General features: G+C 39.6%; 17 protein-coding genes, 1 tRNA gene and 1 pseudogene. 4 read left to right on the forward strand and 15 right to left on the reverse strand.

Annotation, left to right across the window (positions count from 1 at the left end; genetic code table 11):
- Nucleotide 1 precedes the first annotated feature (1 nt).
- The 6 genes from opp1B to FBF75_RS06950 all read right to left on the reverse strand — a co-directional run bounded on the left by opp1B (nt 2) and on the right by FBF75_RS06950 (nt 6,194).
- Nucleotides 2-931: a nickel/cobalt ABC transporter permease gene (gene opp1B, locus FBF75_RS06920; protein ID WP_025208016.1), complete on the reverse strand. Its 930-nt coding sequence runs from the start codon at nt 929-931 to the stop codon at nt 2-4.
- 15 nt (nt 932-946) lie between these two features.
- On the reverse strand, nt 947-2,590 hold the full coding sequence (gene nikA, locus FBF75_RS06925) for a nickel ABC transporter substrate-binding protein (protein ID WP_025208017.1): 1,644 nt from the start codon (nt 2,588-2,590) through the stop codon (nt 947-949).
- Nucleotides 2,591-2,879: 289 nt separating this feature from the next.
- Nucleotides 2,880-4,049, reverse strand: a complete 1,170-nt coding sequence (locus FBF75_RS06935; protein ID WP_136944563.1) for a macrolide family glycosyltransferase — start codon at nt 4,047-4,049, stop codon at nt 2,880-2,882.
- Between the two features lie 167 nt (nt 4,050-4,216).
- Nucleotides 4,217-5,107 (reverse strand): ABC transporter substrate-binding protein, encoded by an 891-nt coding sequence (locus FBF75_RS06940; protein WP_240692335.1) that lies wholly within the window; start codon nt 5,105-5,107, stop codon nt 4,217-4,219.
- Between the two features lie 246 nt (nt 5,108-5,353).
- Nucleotides 5,354-5,818, reverse strand: a complete 465-nt coding sequence (locus tag FBF75_RS06945) for a DinB family protein (protein WP_136944565.1) — start codon at nt 5,816-5,818, stop codon at nt 5,354-5,356.
- A gap of 300 nt (nt 5,819-6,118) precedes the next feature.
- A tRNA-Arg gene (locus tag FBF75_RS06950) sits at nt 6,119-6,194 on the reverse strand.
- Between the two features lie 252 nt (nt 6,195-6,446).
- Here FBF75_RS06950 and clpP point away from each other — a divergent pair.
- Nucleotides 6,447-7,043, forward strand: coding sequence for an ATP-dependent Clp endopeptidase proteolytic subunit ClpP (gene clpP / locus FBF75_RS06955; RefSeq protein ID WP_007500118.1), 597 nt, complete (start codon nt 6,447-6,449; stop codon nt 7,041-7,043).
- A 55-nt stretch (nt 7,044-7,098) separates the two neighbouring features.
- Here the strand turns inward: clpP and FBF75_RS06960 are convergent, their stop codons facing one another.
- Nucleotides 7,099-7,677: an LOG family protein gene (locus FBF75_RS06960; protein WP_060781447.1), complete on the reverse strand. Its 579-nt coding sequence runs from the start codon at nt 7,675-7,677 to the stop codon at nt 7,099-7,101.
- 136 nt (nt 7,678-7,813) lie between these two features.
- Here FBF75_RS06960 and FBF75_RS06965 point away from each other — a divergent pair, with 136 nt between their 5' ends.
- Nucleotides 7,814-8,155 (forward strand): MazG nucleotide pyrophosphohydrolase domain-containing protein, encoded by a 342-nt coding sequence (locus FBF75_RS06965; RefSeq protein WP_017368102.1) that lies wholly within the window; start codon nt 7,814-7,816, stop codon nt 8,153-8,155.
- A 29-nt stretch (nt 8,156-8,184) separates the two neighbouring features.
- On the opposite strand, the gene FBF75_RS06970 is transcribed toward FBF75_RS06965, so the two are convergent.
- Complete coding sequence (locus FBF75_RS06970; RefSeq protein ID WP_136944566.1) at nt 8,185-9,807, reverse strand: SulP family inorganic anion transporter; 1,623 nt, start codon at nt 9,805-9,807, stop codon at nt 8,185-8,187.
- A gap of 37 nt (nt 9,808-9,844) precedes the next feature.
- Nucleotides 9,845-10,426 carry a beta-class carbonic anhydrase gene (locus FBF75_RS06975; protein WP_025208023.1) on the reverse strand — a complete coding sequence of 194 codons (582 nt, stop codon included), beginning with the start codon at nt 10,424-10,426 and terminating at the stop codon, nt 9,845-9,847.
- A gap of 563 nt (nt 10,427-10,989) precedes the next feature.
- Here FBF75_RS06975 and FBF75_RS06980 point away from each other — a divergent pair.
- Nucleotides 10,990-11,967, forward strand: coding sequence for a 2-hydroxyacid dehydrogenase (locus FBF75_RS06980; RefSeq protein ID WP_240692318.1), 978 nt, complete (start codon nt 10,990-10,992; stop codon nt 11,965-11,967).
- A gap of 342 nt (nt 11,968-12,309) precedes the next feature.
- Nucleotides 12,310-12,636: pseudogene (locus tag FBF75_RS06985) on the forward strand (ribonuclease); the annotation flags it as partial.
- Between the two features lie 166 nt (nt 12,637-12,802).
- Here the strand turns inward: FBF75_RS06985 and FBF75_RS06990 are convergent.
- From FBF75_RS06990 to whiA, 6 genes are all read right to left on the reverse strand, one after another.
- A complete protein-coding gene (locus tag FBF75_RS06990) occupies nt 12,803-14,044 on the reverse strand; it encodes a dicarboxylate/amino acid:cation symporter (protein WP_136944568.1) in 1,242 nt (413 codons plus the stop codon).
- 13 nt (nt 14,045-14,057) lie between these two features.
- Nucleotides 14,058-15,368 (reverse strand): aminotransferase class V-fold PLP-dependent enzyme, encoded by a 1,311-nt coding sequence (locus FBF75_RS06995; RefSeq protein ID WP_240692319.1) that lies wholly within the window; start codon nt 15,366-15,368, stop codon nt 14,058-14,060.
- A 582-nt stretch (nt 15,369-15,950) separates the two neighbouring features.
- A complete protein-coding gene (locus tag FBF75_RS07000; RefSeq protein WP_039963728.1) occupies nt 15,951-16,823 on the reverse strand; it encodes a MurR/RpiR family transcriptional regulator in 873 nt (290 codons plus the stop codon).
- Nucleotides 16,824-17,071: 248 nt separating this feature from the next.
- Entirely contained in the window at nt 17,072-17,824 is a 753-nt protein-coding gene (locus FBF75_RS07005; protein ID WP_136944570.1) for an arylamine N-acetyltransferase family protein, read from the reverse strand.
- 39 nt (nt 17,825-17,863) lie between these two features.
- On the reverse strand, nt 17,864-18,121 hold the full coding sequence (locus FBF75_RS07010) for an HPr family phosphocarrier protein (RefSeq protein ID WP_008348124.1): 258 nt from the start codon (nt 18,119-18,121) through the stop codon (nt 17,864-17,866).
- Nucleotides 18,122-18,147: 26 nt separating this feature from the next.
- Nucleotides 18,148-19,098 (reverse strand): DNA-binding protein WhiA, encoded by a 951-nt coding sequence (whiA, locus tag FBF75_RS07015; protein ID WP_008348125.1) that lies wholly within the window; start codon nt 19,096-19,098, stop codon nt 18,148-18,150.
- Nucleotides 19,099-19,100 lie beyond the last annotated feature (2 nt).

Below are 19,100 nucleotides of genomic sequence, written 5' to 3' on the forward strand. Positions count from 1 at the left end.
TTTAGACCTCCTTTCTTAACTGCGGGTTCATGATCATTTGTATGACATCAGCAACGAGGTTGCACACAACGAACAGGCATCCCATCACAAACAAATAGGCTTGAATAATAGGGAAATCGGCATGAAAAATAGCTGTTACACACAAACGGCCAACCCCTGGCCAAGCAAAGAGATTTTCAATAATGACGGTTCCTGCAATGAGCTTTGGTACTGACATACCGAGTGCTGTTACTGCTAGTTGAAGGGCATGTCTCATCACCTTCAATTGAATGGTTCGTTCCTTTAAACCACGAGCTCTTGCATAAAAAACAAAGGGCTCGTGCTGAAACTTTAGGATTTGATTTCGAATGAGTCTCACATAGGTCGATAAGTAGCCAAGTGATAAAGTCATCGCTGGCAAAAGAATCGATTTAAATCCTTCCATTCCACTCGTGTTGACCCAGTTAAATTTGACTGAAAAAAGCCAGATAAACAAAATGCCCAACCAAAAACTAGGCATGGAAGCTGCAATAAACACAAATGCTCTCACGATTCGATCCAACCATGTATGTGCCGCATATGCACACACCATTCCGAATAACAAACTCAGCACAATAATAAACAAAAGGGACATCCCTGCAAGCTGTAAAGTCGCAGGAAGTGCCTCCATCATCAGGTCAAGTACAGGCTCATGTGTGACATAACTACTGCCAAAATCACCTGTTAATCCGTCTTTAAGCCATGTGACATAGCGTATGAAAAACGGTTGATCTAAGCCTAGCTCTTGACGCATAGATTCAATCATCTCTTCCGTTGGGGTTACTTGGTTCACACGTAAAGCGACCTCAGCTGGATCACTCGCACGCATCGCAAGTAGCACAAACGCAAAAAACGTAATGAATACAATGAGCGGCAAAAGAAGCAATAATCGTTTTATGATATAGCGTGTCATGTCTCAGCCTCCGATTTATGACGAAAAATACATTCGATCAAAGGGAATTTCATACTGAGATACATGAAAATCTACACCTTTGAGGCGCTTATTATAAACGGCCTTTGTCACAGAATAGGAAATAGGGATATACACATTTTCATCATGAATATACGTCAAAATATCTCGGTACATTTGTGCCCTCTTTTGCTCATCCGGCTCCACCAATACTTTCGTAATGGTCTCATCCAGCCACTTTTTCTTTTTCAATCCTAACTGAGCTTGATAATCAGCATGGGATGCAACACGAAATGAAGAGACGTATGTTTGAGGGTCATAAGGAAGTCCCCAAGATAGAGAGTACATAAGATCAAACTTTCCTGTTTTTTGACGATCTAAAAATGCCTGTTTTTCTTCACCTCTAATATCCAGCTTGATTCCAACCTGCTTGAAGTCCTGCTGAATCGATTCACTAATCGTTCTTTCACCTGCATTATCCGAATTATAATAAATGGTCACGCTGAGCGGCTTGTCTTTTTGATAGCGATAGCCGTCTTCTTTTAGCTTCCAGCCTGCCTCATCTAATAATGCCTCTGCTTTCTTTTTTTGATAGGTTTTCTTTTTAAGCGGAATATTTGCGTAAGGGACTGATGGGGCGAGCAGTGTATGTGCCACCTGTTCAGTTCCATTTAAAATCCCTTCTGTAATCATCTCTTTTTGAATGGCATATTGAAATGCTTCTCTTACTTTTGGATCTTGTGTTATTGGTTGATTGGAGTTGATCACAATAGATCTTGATCCAACAGGAGGACTCACGGTTACCCCATATTGACCAGCTTCTTTTAAAGCCTGAAATGAATCTCCGTCGATCATGTCACCATCAGCTCCAAATAAGAGGTCGATCTCCCCTTTTTGCAGAGCGAGTAAAATCGTTTGGTGATCCGGCATGACCTTCCATTTCACTGTTGAAATCTTTGGCTTCTTTCCCCAATAGTGATGATTCACTTCAAAAATGGCATATTGATTTTTCTTATGTTCCTTTAACACATAAGGACCTGTACCTGCATAACCTTTGACGCCTTTTGATGTGGTGCCATCAATAAAGCTTTTGGGAGAAATAAAACGGAATGGACGTGTTAAACCAAGTTCTTCTAATGTTGGATAATAGGGCTCCTTCAATGTGAGAACAAAAGTATGTTCATCTACAGCCTTTGTGGATTTAATTTCTGACACGAGATTGAGCCAAGCATTTTTTTCAATATTTTTGACAACTGCATCAATATTCATTTTGACAGCCTTCGCATTAAATGGCTCACCATCTGAAAAAGTCACGTTTTCTCGAAGATGAAATGTGTAGGTTTTTCCATCTTTAGAAATATCCCAGCTTTGGGCCAGGGCAGGTTGAATGCCTTTTTCCGTATTCACAACAAGCGATTCAAACACCATATTTTGAGCGGCCATCTCCCCGCCATATAGATGGGGATTAATGTCTCTTATATCTTTTGTACTTGCATACACCAGTTCATCATCTTCTCTTCCACTTAAACTGGAAGAGGTCTTATTTTCAGAACAAGATGCCAATAGAAAACAAGCCATGACTGAAAACAGCATCAAGATATATGTCACAAAGGACTGCTTTTTCTCGTCCTTTTTCTTTATGTAATCAGGTTGATGATTCATATGTACTTCCCCCAAATGTTCATTTTATCGTAATCATTACGATTATTAATCGAAATGATTACGAATTGAATATTAGCATACAGATCTGGGAAATACAATGTCTTTTTTCACCGAAAAAACAGACTCATGATTGAGTCTGTCAGATTGTTGACAAAGAGCTAAAATGATCTTTATTTTAGCTCTTTGTCTTCTTTTCAGCGTGAAAGAAAACCTTTGCAGTCTAGGAAGGGCGAGCACCAGCGCACAGACCTGCGGGCGAATTCGAGGGTTTGTCTACACGCTGAGAGACTCATGATTGAGTCTGTTTCGCTTGCATAAACTGATCAATGACACGTAATGCTTTTTCTGTTCCACCTGCTGTTTGGAAACTTTCTTCAATCTTTTCAATTCCAGCACGGTACGTGTCACTTCCCAGTACACTTTCTACAGTATCTCTCAACTGCTTTGCTGTCAGCTCGTCTTTATCGAGTGCACGAGCAGCAGAGAGATCCGTCAGTCTTTTTGCCACCATCGGCTGATCTTTGTCAACTGGGATGACAACCATTGGAACATGATAATGAATACCTTCATTGACACTATTCATCCCGCCGTGGGTCACAAACACATCTGTCAGTTCAAGGACTTCAAGCTGCGGCACATAAGGCTCGATGAGAAAATGAGATGGCGCTTCTTTTAGGAGAGACATGTCGATTTTTTCACCAGTTGCGAGAATCACTTTTCCATCAAAGTCGGCAAAGGCATCAATACACATATTAAAGAATGCTTCAGTATCTCCTAGAACCGTTCCCATTGAAATAAAGACGACCTTCTCTCGCTCAAGCGTTTCTAACGGGAAATCATGCTGGTCAGCACGTTTTAGAAAGCTCGGTCCAATGAAGACAAACGAATCATCCAATGCATCAACAGACGGCTGAAAATATTCACTTGTATACACCATATTCAGTTCTCCGCGGTTTTTCATGAATTGCATCAAATGTGTTGGCTGAACGCCAAAACGTTCATGTATTTCTTCTAACAGATGAGCCGCCTTCTCATCCTTTCTGTATAGAGGTGTATCAAAATGTGCCTCTTGCAGCACAAAAGAAGGATTCGAACCGATGCCTGGAATCTGTAAGTAATCCCGCACAAGCTCACCTGCTCCAAACATATCAAAATAGACCAAATCAAATGAATGCTGTTGAGAAAGAGTTTCCACCACTTCTAAAATGTCTAATGACGTTTGTAGCATGGCATGAAAAAATGGCTGCATGGATTCCAAATCGTCTTCTTCCACACTTAATGTCCGAATATAATCTGGATGTATATGTATGTGAGCGCCTAAGCGTTTGATCCGCTTTTGATAATGTTCAGTTGTGACCACATGCACTTCATCACCTCGATCAACAAATGCTCTTATCATTCCTAACATTGGGTTCACATGTCCTTCAGCTGGGAACGTAATCATTAAAACCTTCGCCACAAGAATCCTCTCCTTATTGTCAATTCCCTTCCATGTTAATCTTATACAGTGATCGGGCTCAACAAATACGCCTGAAAAGAGCAGAAATGAGTCTTATGGCTAGTATTTTAAGAGGATAGCAGAAAAAAAGACAAAGCCTCCTGTTTAAGTGCTTTGTCTTCTTTTTATTAATTTTTAAGTAGCATTTGTTTAAACGCAGCAGACTGTTTTTCAATTGAGATTGGATCAGCATAGATAAATTCATTGATTGAATAGGATAAAACATGTCCTTGTTTCACTGCTTTATTCTTCTTCCATACACCGCTGCCTGTGATATCAGGATTCGGTGCTTTTCCATCCTTTGTTGGTACAAGTAAATAGTCACCTGTATACTCATTCATCTCTTCTAATGAAATACCGAGATACCCTTCTTTCGGAAGAGCCTTATCCGCTTTTTCAGGCAGGCTAAATCCATACCCTTGATAGATGACCTCCCCACCGCGGCCAAAGTCTGTACCAAATAAATACACTTGCTTAGGCTGCACATCCATGATGGAGAACGTCTTGTCTTCACCAATTTTTGCTTTGACCTCTTTGCCGTCTTTTTTCAGCTGCTCGTCCATTTCTTGTATTTGTTTTTTCGCTAACGATTCTTTTCCAAGAATCTTTCCGATTTCAATATGCATCTCTTTAAAGCTATGTTCACTTGTTGTGAAAGTGATTGTTTTTGCGATCTTTTTATATTTTTCAACTTGATCATTTTGTGAATAAGCAATGATGAGATCAGGCTTCAGTTTGGCGATTGCCTCCACATTTTCTATCGGCACCCTCTTCACACCTGTTTCATCTAAAAAGGATGATTTAGGATAAACATCTGTCATGCCAACAGGTGTCACACCTAACTTTTTAAAATTTCCAAGCTGTGCTGTTAACACAACAATTCGTTTCGGCTTGTCAGGAATGGTGATCTTTTCACCCGTTTCAGTTGTATATGTACGAGTATTTGATTCTTGTTCTTTATTGTCTTTCTGCCCGCAAGCCACCAACAATACTGCCAGCAGACTCATAAGCCAAATCATTTTTTTCACTTACGAAACCACCTTTAATTGAGAATGATTATTAATTATAACATAAACAGTGTGGCTTAGATGTAAAGTTTTAGAAGTGAGCGCCACACAAAAAAACCCTCTTCTGATGGAGAGGGTTCGAGAAACCTTTTTCTATCGTGAACCAGGTCAAATGCACACGTGGAGAATGTATCCCCCGACACGATAGGTGTTATTACAGGGTCTTATTAAAGTAAAACACCCTTTAGTTGAAGAACATCATTCAAACATTAAAATTTTGGGGTCTTGATTGTAACAGTGAACAAGCATAGCATGTAATTGTCCCCTATGATGATAAACATGTGCTAATATCTCTAACAACCATTCATACCTTGTATATGTCACACCCCAATAGGAAGTGGTACGAGACAGTAGTTCTGTGTCCGATAATTTCATATAATTATTTTTTAATGAATGAAAATTAGTCATTAAGCCTTTTTCTATCGACTTTACAGTTTTATATGATACATTAGCATAAAATGTTTCCATCTCTTCTTGGGTCGCCTCATTCGCAATACGCCAGTCAGCTTCACAAATAATCGCAATGTGTTCCAGCAACTCTCCGATAGACTGCTTATGAGGTGTTGGTCTTTTTCGTAAATCAGCTTCTTCTAATTGACTGACTATTTTTATTAATGTTTTAACAGCTACTTCAATTTGATGTAAAACACTTTCACAATTCATTAGTGCCTCCTTATTAAGGAATTCTGCCCTTTTCGTTGAACAAGCTTTGAGAATATTGATGCACTGACTTTATACTCCAATAATAGATTAAGTTTACTTGATTGCTATCATAAAGAAAATTTGTCTTTTTAACAATTTTAATCTGTGCTTTTCGATACAAAATGAACTCTCTAATAAATAGTGAAGTTCCTCTCAATTTACTCACACAATACCACTCATAAAAAACAAAAAAACCCTTTATTTCAAAGGGTTTTCAGCTTTTTCACAAATTATAAATCCAATCCTATCGGATACTATAGACGCGCTCGGAGGGATTCGAACCCCCGGCAGACGTGGTACCGGAAACCACCGCTCTATCCAACTGAGCTACGAGCGCACGATATGTTTTTAAACGTCAGCATATCAAATTATAAGGGAAATGCTGCAAGAAAGCAATGATTAATCGCTATCCCTGTCGATGCATTTTCTTCATTCCCATACATATACTCATATGATGGTTTGAAGTGGAAGAGTTTTGGGGAAAATGGATAGGGGTATTTGATTTTAGGTCAGCATTTTGTTTGACCTTTATTGACCAAAAATGTATCATTGAATTACATACTTACCTAAAAGGTGAAGGAGGAACATTATGAATTTAATACCTACAGTCATTGAGCAAACAAATCGTGGGGAAAGAGCTTACGACATTTATTCTCGTCTTTTAAAAGACCGTATTATCATGCTTGGTTCTGCGATCGATGACAATGTTGCCAACTCCATCGTATCACAGCTTCTCTTCTTAGAAGCCGAGGATCCAGAAAAAGATATCTCTATCTACATTAACAGCCCTGGCGGTTCGATCACAGCTGGTATGGCCATTTATGATACGATGCAATTTATTAAACCAAAGGTATCAACTATTTGTATTGGTATGGCTGCATCTATGGGTGCGTTCCTGCTTGCTGCTGGTGAAAAAGGTAAGCGTTATGCCCTTCCAAATAGTGAAGTGATGATTCACCAACCACTAGGTGGTGCGCAAGGTCAAGCAACAGAAATTGAAATTGCGGCAAAACGAATCCTTTCTTTACGCGATAAACTGAACCAAGTACTTGCTGAACGTACTGGTCAGCCAATTGAAGTCATTGAGCGCGATACAGATCGTGACAACTTCAAAACAGCGGAAGAAGCACTTCAATACGGACTCATTGACAAAGTCTTGACCCGTAATACAGAAGAACAAAAATAATCACAAAACAAACCGTCTGCTCTTTGAACAGACGGTTTTTTGTTATGCATCTATTTTAAGACAGCTCCGTCCATTTCTGCTGAAGAGACGGTGTTTGATAGGAAGCCATCTGTGAAATCAATTCTTCCGGTTCTCCAGAGGCATGTAGCAATTGAAGGTGTGATTCATTCGAAAAACCTTCCTTTACACTAAACTTCACCATGTCTATGAGCGGATTGAAATAGTCATTCACTTGATACAATCCGATTGGCTTTTGATGGATGCCAATTTGCGCCCAACATAGCACCTCAAATAATTCTTCATATGTACCAAAACCACCTGGCATGGCAATAAACCCATCGGCCAGCTCGCTCATTTTCGCTTTTCGTTCATGCATCCCTTTGACTTCAATGAGTTCAGTGAGCTCTTGATGCACAACTTCTCCTCTAAAAAGCCCTTTTGGCATGACTCCGATCACTTGCCCGCCGTTTTTCAATACCTCATCCGCTATAGCTCCCATTAAGCCAATTCGTGAGCCACCGTATACAAGGCGGATTCCTTGCTCTGCCATATAAGCCCCTAGCTCGACAGCTTTTTGTTTGTAGATGTCATTCACACCTGGATTCGAACCAGCAAACACACAAATCGTTTTCATCAAAACAGCTCCATCTCTCTCTATGATTTCTTCACCCACTCATTCTACTATAATTCATTGTAAAGAAACAGCCGCTCCATCTATATATAGTGTAAAATCAGAAGATGAACACCATATAAGGAGCTGTATAAAGAGAATGCAAACAACTGAAATGGAAAAATGGATCAAAGATTTCTACAAAATGAGAAATTGGACAGAATACGGGCCGTTTATCAGGTTAGGTTTCCTGATGGAAGAAACAGGTGAACTCGCTCGCGCAGTCAGGGCGGTCGAAATTGGACGCGATCGACCTGATGAGAAAACACAGGAGGACGCCGCGTTAAGGAAGGACCTTATTGAAGAAATGGGAGATGTCTTAGGAAATCTACTTGTTCTAGCTGATCTCTATGATGTAACAGTAGAAGAGGTCTTCTCTTCCCATCAACAGAAACTCACACAACGGTTTTCTAGTGAAAAAGAGCAGGTAAAAAGCACGTGACTGACATGTCACGTGCTTTTTTTAGCCTTTTATAGCTGCTGTGGTGAAATATCGTCCGTTCGTTCAAAGAAATGCTGCTTTCCAATGTGATGGAAAAGTCCGGTACGATGCAAAAGCTCTTTTGGCTGTGATTGAAGCCCTACAATCATCAATTTTCCATTGTGATGCTTTAAACGATTGGAAATGTTCATCAGAACCGCTTCTGCTGAGGTGTCCATATAATTCACTTTGTTCATAAGCAAAATGAGTGTTTTCGGCTTTGTCTGAACATGATCCAAAATCGAATTTTCCAATGAATCGGTTGTACCGAAAAAGAGTGGCCCTTCAATCGAATACATACTAACCCCTTTCTGATCGGTCTCCCTTTCTAAGGCAGCCGCCGTTTCGATTTGAGGAACAGCGACATTTGTGTGGATATTCGTTGTCTGGCTCATTTTTTTGATAAAGGCGATAAACGCTAAAATGAGACCTGCAGTCACCCCTATAATCAAATCACCGATGACCGTTAGCAGGAAGGTCACGACAAGCACAAGGGAATCCGCATTTTTGACTTTGACAATATTGATAAACTCTTTTTTCTCACTCATATTCCACGCCACAAACATCAAAATCGGTGCCATGGCAGCAAGTGGAATCATCGATGCATATGGTGCAAATAACATTAAGATGAGCAAGACAACAACACCATGCACGACTCCTGAAATGGGGCTTGCTCCACCATTTTTAATGTTTGTTGCCGTACGAGCAATCGCTCCCGTCGCTGGGATCCCTCCGAAAAGCGGTGCCGCCATATTGGCAATTCCTTGCCCGACAAGCTCCTTGTTGCTGTCATGCTTTGAGCCTTTCATATTATCAGCAACCATAGCTGACAAGATGGACTCCACGCCGCCTAAAAGGGCAATGACAATAGCCGGCGGCAGCAGATAAATCATTTTTTCAATCGTCAATTCAGGAAAAGCGAAAGTTGGCAGCTGACGAGGGATTTCGCCATACGCAGAGCCGATGGTTTCAACTTGTCCTTGAAAAAAGAGAACAGCTATAAATGTTGAAACAAGTAGACCTAATAGAGCACCAGGTATTTTGGGAATGTATTTTTGTGCCGCCAAAATCACGATGAGCCCAACAATCGCTGTGAGAATGGCGAAACTGTTTGCGGTACCAAGATGGACCACGATTTCTCTCATATTGAGGAAAAAGCTTTCATGCTTTTCAACACCCTTTAATCCGAGGAAGTTGGCAATCTGTCCTGAAAAAATAATGACAGCAATGCCGGCAGTAAAGCCGATGATAACCGGACGAGGAATAAATTTCATGAGCTTCCCTAGTTTGAATATTCCGAATAATACAAGCATACAGCCTGCCATAAAACCAGCAATGAGTAAGTTTTCAATACCGTACTGACTGACGATCCCGAATAAAATTGGAACAAATGCCCCGGTCGGTCCGCCGATCTGATACTTTGAACCACCAAACAATGAAATCAAAATGCCGGCAACGATGACTGTGTATAATCCGTATTCTGGTCCGACACCAGATGCAATGGCAAAAGCCATGCCTAAAGGAATTGCCACAACGCCCACGACAAGCCCAGCGATTAAATCGCGTCTAAACTTTGATGAATCATAACCTTCAAATCTTCCATAAAAACGCATGGTATGTGTTGGCCTCCTTCAAGTATGTGTAGATGATTTAGGTATACTGTGGGTCGATCTGTTTATCTTTTATAACGACATCCAGCTTTCCTGTTGCCGGATGAATCACTAGTCCATGAACAGCTACATCACTTGGCATGAGCGGGTGCTCTTTGACTAATTTCACACTTTGGGATACGCTCTCTTCCACTGAATCAAAGCCTGTCAGCCAGCCCTTTAAATCGACACCTGCGCTTTTCACAATGCTCAAACACTTTTCCTCAATTCCCCGTGCTTTTGCCTTTTCAAGTAAAGGGTCTGCCGCAAGGCCTGCCATTCCGCATTCATGATGGCCGACAATGCATACTTCCTCTGCTTTCAGCTCATAAATGGCTAGTAAAATACTCCGCATGACACTGCCAAATGGATGTGTGACGATGGCTCCTGCATTTTTAATGATCTTCGCATCACCATTACGAAGCCCCATGGATTGCGGTAATAATTCCAACAGGCGTGTATCCATACAAGTTAATATAACCAATTTCTTCTCAGGAAATTTTCCCGCCTTGAAAGGCTCATACTGTCTCTCTTTCACAAAATCTGCATTGTGCTGAAGAATCTGTTCTAATGTTGATCCCATCCTGTCATCTCCTATCTTTTTTAAGTGATTGTAACGCCTTACCTGGCCTCCTTTTCCCTTGTGTGTTCTCAAGCATAGAGAAGAAAAATGATAGAAAAAAAAGAAAAAAATGAGAAAACGATGAGAGAATATGTAAGCATTTTCTCTATTTTGCTCTTTGTTCCGCTTCAGCACAGGGGATATGCGGCTTTTGCTTACAAACGATAGCTCTCATTTCACCAAAAGACGATGAAAAGGTTTAGTAGAAAATGACCATCCCGTTTAATACACTGCAAATATAATAAATTTTCTATCAAAAAGTCTCGATCTATTTTCCAGTTTGTCAGATTATCTCTCGAAACATCTAGCATTTTTCTATGACTCATCTACTAATCACTCGTTTTTCTACATCGTAAAAAGACATCAGATGGCCATGTCATTTACTCTTTCACTATAAAAATCTCTCCTTTTCCGTTATTTCAGTATATTAAATATTGAGCAACTCATATTCAAACGTGTACTGCCAAAATGGTTGCTTTATAATAAAAAGAGAAAGATGACCATGTGAAAGGAGCGAGTTGATGATGAAACCACATATTTTTGTCGCCAAACCCTTACCTGCCTCTTTTGAAGACATGCTAAAGGAACATTGTACATACGAGGTATGGCAGTCAAAGGACCCGATCCCAAGAGATCTGTTATTTGAGAAGCTGCAGAAGGCTGATGGCCTTTTAACATCTGGTACGAAAATTGATCAAGATTTATTAGATCACGCACCCCAACTCAAGGTGGTGAGCAATAATTCAGTCGGCTATGACAATTTTGATCTAGAAGCCATGAGACAAAGAGGCGTGATTGGTACGCACACGCCTTATACACTCGATCATACCGTTGCTGATCTTGCCTTTTCGCTCATTCTCTCTTCTGCGAGGAGAATTGCCGAGCTTGATCGTTTTATCCGCAAGGGAAAATGGACAAAATTTGTTCAAGAGGAAGATATATTCGGCATTGATGTCCATCATCAAACGCTTGGGATCATTGGGATGGGACGAATCGGTGAGCAAGTAGCCAAACGAGCCGCTCATGGTTTTGATATGAACGTTCTCTATCACAACCGGAGCCGAAACGAGAAAACCGAATCGGCATATGGCGCTGTATATTGTGCACTGGATGACTTGCTGAAGCAAGCTGATATCATTGTGTTAATCACACCACTGACGGATGAGACGTACCATATGATAGGAGAGCGGGAATTGAAATTAATGAAGCCGACAGCTTTATTCGTGAACATCTCCCGAGGAAAAACCGTCGATGAGAAAAGCCTCATTCAAGCACTGCAGGAAGGGTGGATTAAAGGAGCTGGTCTGGATGTGTATGAGCAAGAACCGCTTCAGGAAGATCATCCTTTCAAAGAGATGGACAATGTCACGCTTGCCCCGCATATCGGTTCCGCTACTGAAACGACAAGAGATCTTATGCTGAAACGAGCCATTCATAATGTGATTCACGGAATTGACGGTAAAGCCCCTGTTGATATTGTGAAGGAGCTTGCCTCATCTTAATTGAAAAAAGGCGCAGGGAACTGCGTCTTTTTGTTTATGTCATCTAGAGACAGTAGGTCAAAAAGCCTCATTTTTTCCAATACCCTGATTCTTTACATTCTCTTCATATGCCGGTGCTATAATATGAGGTAGACAAGCATCAAGAGGACGGCATCCCATTTCCTTTTGAGGAGGATCAAGATGAAAAAAATAAGTTCGATTTTTACTCTGTTCGCTCTGATTGCTGCCATTCTGTTTTCTGGATTTATCCCGCAGCAAGTCCATGCAGAAACACCACTTACACCAACAGCCACAAATGAGACTGCTTCCGTACAGCTTGCACCAGACCTTCGTACCCTTGCCGTCATTAATACCTTTGACGGTGTAGCAGATTACTTAATCCGCTATAAACGACTACCTGATAATTACATCACCAAATCACAAGCGAGCGCCCTCGGATGGGTGGCATCAAAAGGAAATTTAGCTGAAGTCGCGCCAGGCAAAAGCATCGGTGGAGACGTATTCTCTAATCGGGAGGGACGCCTTCCATCAGCTAGCGGCCGTACATGGCGTGAAGCCGACATCAACTACGTCTCCGGTTTCCGTAATGCTGACCGCCTTGTGTATTCAAGTGACTGGCTCATTTATAAAACGACCGATCACTATGCGACATTTACAAGGATTCGTTAATCAATGAAAAAGACAGCCCTTTGATGAGCTGTCTTTTTTATCATGTTTGCTTGCGGGCTGCAAACGTTGTGTCAACTGATATTGCTAAATGAGATATATCACTAAGCAATCATGTTATTTTTAATAAACAGAATATTAAGTTAATTATACCTTTACATCAACTCGTTTAATATTTTATATCGTTTATTTTATTCACATTTAGTTGTTCATCTTCAATCATATTTTCACTACGCGCAATACACAGTGTACTGACTACGTCACCTGTCACGTTAAGTGAGGTGTGTCCCATATCGATGATTCTATAGATCCCAGCAATCATTCCAACTATCTCCATAGGGAGTCCTAATGTAGTTAACAGCATAATGGTCATAACGATACCACCTCCAGGAATCCCGGGCGATCCAACTGATATTAAAGTTGTCATTAATATGACTAGTAGTTGCTGGCTAATTGGCATGTCAATCCCATATATTTGGGATACAAAAATGATGGCAGCAGAGTAATACACAACGGCACCATTCATGTTCATCGTTGCTCCAATAGGAAGGGTAAATTGCGCTAGTTCCTCTTTCACCTTAAAATCTTCTTTCGTCACAGAAATAGTAACAGGTAAAGTTCCAGAACTGCTTGTCGTACTCGCAGTCACTACCCAAATTTTACCGATTGACTTAAAGAACTTGGATAAGGGAATTTTCGCTATGAATTTTAACATAAACAAGTACATCAAAATGATGACAGAAATCAAACCGATATAATCAACTAAAATAAATTTGCCCAAAGGCCCAAATATTTTCAAACCGTATTCCCCAATCGTACAAGCCATTAAAGCAGCCACACCTATAGGTGAAAATGCCATGATGATTCCTGTCATTTTATACATTACCTGTGTACCTTCTTCAAAAAAATGTCTAAGGGTGACTGATTTATTTCCTATTAAAACGATGGATATCCCTAAGAAAATAGAAAAGATGATAATTTGCATGAGATTTCCTTCTGCTAGAGCCTGAACAGGATTTGATGGAAATAGACCTAATATCGTCTCTCCAAAAGTAGGAATATTGGCAGCTTTATATTCAGACGATGTCTTGATACTATCAATATCAATTCCATTCCCCGGTTTAAATATATGCGCAACCAAAAGACCGATTCCACCTGCTATTAAAGTCGTTCCAATATAATAAATCAGCGTCTTTGTTCCGATTTTCTTTAATTTTTGAACATCACCAATACTAAAGATTCCAGAAGTGATGGAGAAAAAAATGAGCGGAACCACGATCATTTTAATGAGTGTTAAGAATATATCCCCAATAGGTTTAATGATTAATATTTTTTCTTTAAAGATTAAACCTAGCAATATACCGATGACAAACCCAATAAATACTTTTGTACCGAGACCTAATTTCTTCATTAGTAGTTCCCCCCTAGTTGATGAGTTTGCTCATTCTCTTCGTTTCAGATAACTCTTTGGTTACACATAAAAATTGATCGATGTCCTCTTCTGTATGACAATGGAACGGTGAAACCCTTATCGCACCAGTTAATCCAATGGCTTCGAGTATACGTTTTGAGTAGACACTAGTATTCACTCGTTCATAAACGGTAATTCCTCGATCTTGATAATCCTTTCTTAGTTGTTCATCATCTATCCCTTGAATTCCCATCGCAACGATGAGATCTCTTTTCGTTAAATCAGGGTCATCCGCAAAAACTTTTACGTTCTTCATATATCTCAATCCCTCGATCTGATCACTGCCTTCAAGAAGTCGATGGAGTAGTGCTCTTTCGTGAAGAACTATTTTTTTCATACCCTTTAGATACTTCTCTCTTCTAGACATTTCTTCAATACTGTCGTACGAACCCAGCCAACATACATAGTCGATAACAGCTGACATAGATGCAAATAGCGAAGGTGTTGGTGAACCAAGTTCCCATTCACGATCATCCTTTGCTAGTAATTTTTGATGTGGAAGTTTCGATAATCTGTCTGAAACATAAGCGAACCCAATACCTCTTGACGCCATAAACTTATATGGAGCAAAGTTTGCTCCGTCTATACCAAGCTTTTCTACATGAAGAGTCCCATGCGGCATATGCTGAACTGCATCAACAATAATATATAAATCTGGTTTTTTCTTTCTAGCAGCTTTTATCATTCCTTCAAGATCCATGATATTTCCTGAAATATTACTGGAAGCAATGACGCTTAACAAAATCGTATTCTCGTCAATTTTATCAGCGATCGCTTCGGGATCAACAAAGCCTGTATTCACATTTGCTTTAGCAACTCTAAATTCTTTATTGTTCTTTTGACAGTAAAATTCTAATGAGTCATACGCAGAAGGATGTTCAATATTAGTCGTGACGGCATTCGTTCCCTCAACATTTTCAATAATAGTTGAGACCATTTTAAACATGGCTTGAGAAGCTGTTAAATCTGTTATTAAAGAACCTGACTCAGCTCCGAACATGACACTCAATACATCATTCTTACATTTGTCCATCATATCATTCAGATCTGTTGCTCTTTGATGGTACCTTTCTGGACAATCCGGTAACAAATCAATCTTTTCTTTCACCTTGATGGCTTCCTTTAACCTTAAAGAGCCTCCTGAATTATCAAAAAAAAGTCTTTCCCCATAGTCTGGGTCAAAGGATAGAAACGAAAATTTTTCACGTAATTCCTTTAATAGCTGCTGATCCATTAATTTCCCTACTTTATAATCATTCAACATACTTCCTCCTTTACAACACATAAAATGTTTTTTGAAATTCTTCAAAATAATATGAATGAATAATTTTCTTCATCATTATGATGATATAAGCTTCTTTTTCTGTCAGTTATCTTGTTAAAAAACATGCCGGTTTTTTTTCACACTAAATATTTCTTCCAAATCACTTGAATTAATACACTTTATAGAAATCAGCATGAAGAACCAGCCACACAAGCAAGCGTTTTCATTTATTCTTTTTTAAAAAAATATGAAGAATTTATTTCATTTTGATTTTATCATAACCATTTTGTTAATAACAATATTTTTTTGAAATTTTCAAAAAATAAAATATAAGTTTATCATTTCCTAGTCCTGTTCCATTTTTTATCTTCTCAACACATGCACAGTTTCTCAGAATTTCTCCATTAGTCATGTAAAGTAAACAAACAATAACCCACCAATTAAAAAAACTGGTGGGTCGTTTTTTGCGAATCTACTTTATTGGAGTCATACATGATTGTAGTCATACAAGCTTGACCTCCCTTAAAGAATTCAAATACACCTGCAAAGGTCATATCATATTTATATCAACTATACTTTTTATTAATACATACCAAACTGGCTAATATGTTTATTAATTCTTTCTAATTTTTCCTCACTATGAGCGACTGTCGCTCGACTGACATGTGTACATATTAACTCAGCTAAAAATAATACAGGTGTGTAAGAATTGAAGAATGCATTACTATCCACTGAAACTAAAAGTAGGACATCAGCAAAATGTGCTATAGGTGCTGTGGCTTTATCAGTAATGATGACAACTTTCGCATTGATTTCTTTTGCCATTTTGGCTGCTGCAAAGTCTACTTCAGAGTATCTTGGGAATGAAAAAATAAGGACACAATCATCCTGACTACATGAAGCTAAGGAATCAAACGGAGTAAACGATTGTTGACTATTAATCACTACATGATCAATGATCTGATTTAGGAAAACTCCCATTATTTCGGTTAACCCAGTTCTAGCTCTACTACCTAAAATATAAACTCTTCTAGCGTCAATGATATAATTGATTGCCTTGTTAAACTCTTCAGATGAATTTTTCTCTGAAATAGAATATATATTTTTTTCAAGAATTTTTAAATTGTCATTCAGTAAATCTGACTGTATCACTTTATCATAACTTAATTTTAATCTTTCAGAGGGAATGGTCACATCATCAGAAATGGCTAAGCTTTTGTCATAGTACTGTTCTCTAAGATATTTTTGAAAGTCACTATATCCAGAAAAGCCTAACTTTTTCGGGAATCGAACAACTGTAGCATTACTCACTTTTAATCTATGAGCTAGTTCTATTGAAGTAACAAGACATGCTTCTCTTACATTATTTAAAATGTATTCCGCTATTTCTTCTTCCTTTTTTGTTAGTTTAGTGTTGCTTATCATTGTTTTCAACGATTTTTGCGATACATCCATTTGGCATCCCTCCATGTTCACTTATATTGATTCATTATATTAGGGGAATAGAATGATGAAAAGCACTTGATAAAGTACGATACTAACCCCGGCTTTTTTGACAGCAATTATGAGCGGTGAGTCATACGCCTAAAGGGGGATGAGCGATTCAGCTAGGCAAGCCGGGGTGCACATTTAACATTCGTAAGCGCGACAGTAGGTACAAGAGTTTGTCTATCCGCAAAGACAACCATTCAAGCAAACTGTCTCTATGATTTAGGTGCAAGATGTGTTTGTACATATACTTCAAAAGGTTGAGGAAGCAAGTTTTTCGATACTTCTTCCTGTTCATGTATCGTGACATGATCCTCTGTCACGATCACACGACCTGTTGGTGTCAGTTTGGATGCAAGCAGCCTTTTGTTAAAAGGAGAGGCTTCATTTTCATAAATCTCATGCCGCAATTGCACAAGTGTATCTTCACCGACTTCTTTTAATGTGAAAGCATAACCTGTTTCAGCACCTGCTCCCCTATCCAATTGGAGTAGATGGGTTCCTTTTTCTGTTTCCTCTGCGTTCACGCGAAAACGAAGGGACGGTGCTTCCACCCATTCACCTGTAAAAGGGACGGGCTGAAGGGGTAAATTCACACCAAATCCTGCATCAATGAGGTAGCACTCATGGTGATGTTGAAGGACGATGGCTACATGCGTCCCATCCAGTGCCCACTTCTCTGCTTCTTTGTTATATACGGTCCCTTGAACGAGCTTTACGGCGAGACCTGCCTCTTTTAAGACATAATATAAGAGCGGATTGAGGTCATAGCAAAGCCCACCTCTGCTGCCTTCCAGAAGATGATGCTTCAAACCTTCTTGATCCAAAGCATAGGCGTGTTTACCCACCACAGATCTATTTTCAAAAGGAAAGGTATAAGCCATCTTCCTTAGTAAATCCGGCAATTGATCAAAGGTAATGGACGCGGCTTCGTATCCAATTTTCTGTAAAAAAGCTGATTGAATCACAACTTTCCCTCCTAAAAAAACTGAGCCCTTGAAAGAGACTCAGTTTTCTTGATTGATAAAATCCGTTAACGCATCGATGGCTTCTTGTTCATCTGCTCCATCAGCTATTAGTTTGACGGTGACCCCAGAGCTGATCGCAAGACTCATCAGTCCCATAATACTCTTCGCATTGACCTTTTTCCCATCTTTCTCTAGAAAAATATCAGCACCAAAACGATTGGCTTCTTGAACGAACAAAGCAGCCGGACGTGCCTGCAAACCCGTTTTCAGCTGAATTGTGACCGTTTTTTCCACCATATGATCTGCCTCCCTTTTTTATTTCCCTATTTGAGTGTAACAGCTTGTCCGTTTCTTAATTGTTCTGCAATTTGATCTAGCTTTCTTAAACGGTGATTAATGCCTGATTTGCTGATCTTGCCGCTTTCCACCATTTCGCCAAGTTCCTTTAATGTGACTTCTTGGTAGTCAATACGCAGTTGCGCAATTTCACGCAGCTTATCTGGCAGGGCGTCTAGTCCAATCTTTTCGTCAATGAATTGAATATTTTCAACCTGGCGCAGTGAGGCACCGATCGTTTTATTCAAGTTTGCTGTTTCACAATTGACGAGCCGGTTCACAGAATTCCTCATATCTCGGACGATGCGCACGTCTTCAAAACGAAGCAATGAGTTATGAGCACCCACAACACTTAAGAATTCCGTAATTTTCTCCGCTTCCTTCATGTATGTGATAAAGCCTTTTTTGCGTTCAAGTGTTTTACTGTTAAGATGGAATTGATTCATGAGCTCACAAAGAGCATCATTATGTTCTTTGTATAGTGAAAAAATCTCAAGGTGATACGAAGAGGTTTCTGGATTATTCACAGAACCTCCTGCTAAAAAAGCACCTCTCATATAGGATCGCTTGCAGCATCTTTTCTTCACAAGTTCTTCTGAAATGTTGCGTTCAAATACAAATTGTTCACCTAATATCTTCAGGTCCTCTAAAATGGTTTTCGCTCGTTCTACCAGTCTGACAATATACACATTATTCTTTTTTAATCTCATTTTTTTACGAACGAGCAGCTCGACAGTCACATCGTATTTCTTTTTCAAAAGGGTATAAATACGTCTTGCAATGGCTGCGTTCTCTGTCTGTATATCTAAAATCAATTTTCGATTAGAAAAAGATAATGAACCGTTCATACGGATGAGGGCAGAAAGCTCTGCTTTTGTGCAGCAGTCCTTCACTTCCAGATTAGTCAGCTCTTTTTTTGTTTCGGATGCAAATGACATCC

The organism is Bacillus sp. S2(2019) (assembly GCF_005144805.1).
Lineage (GTDB): Bacteria > Bacillota > Bacilli > Bacillales > Bacillaceae > Bacillus > Bacillus altitudinis.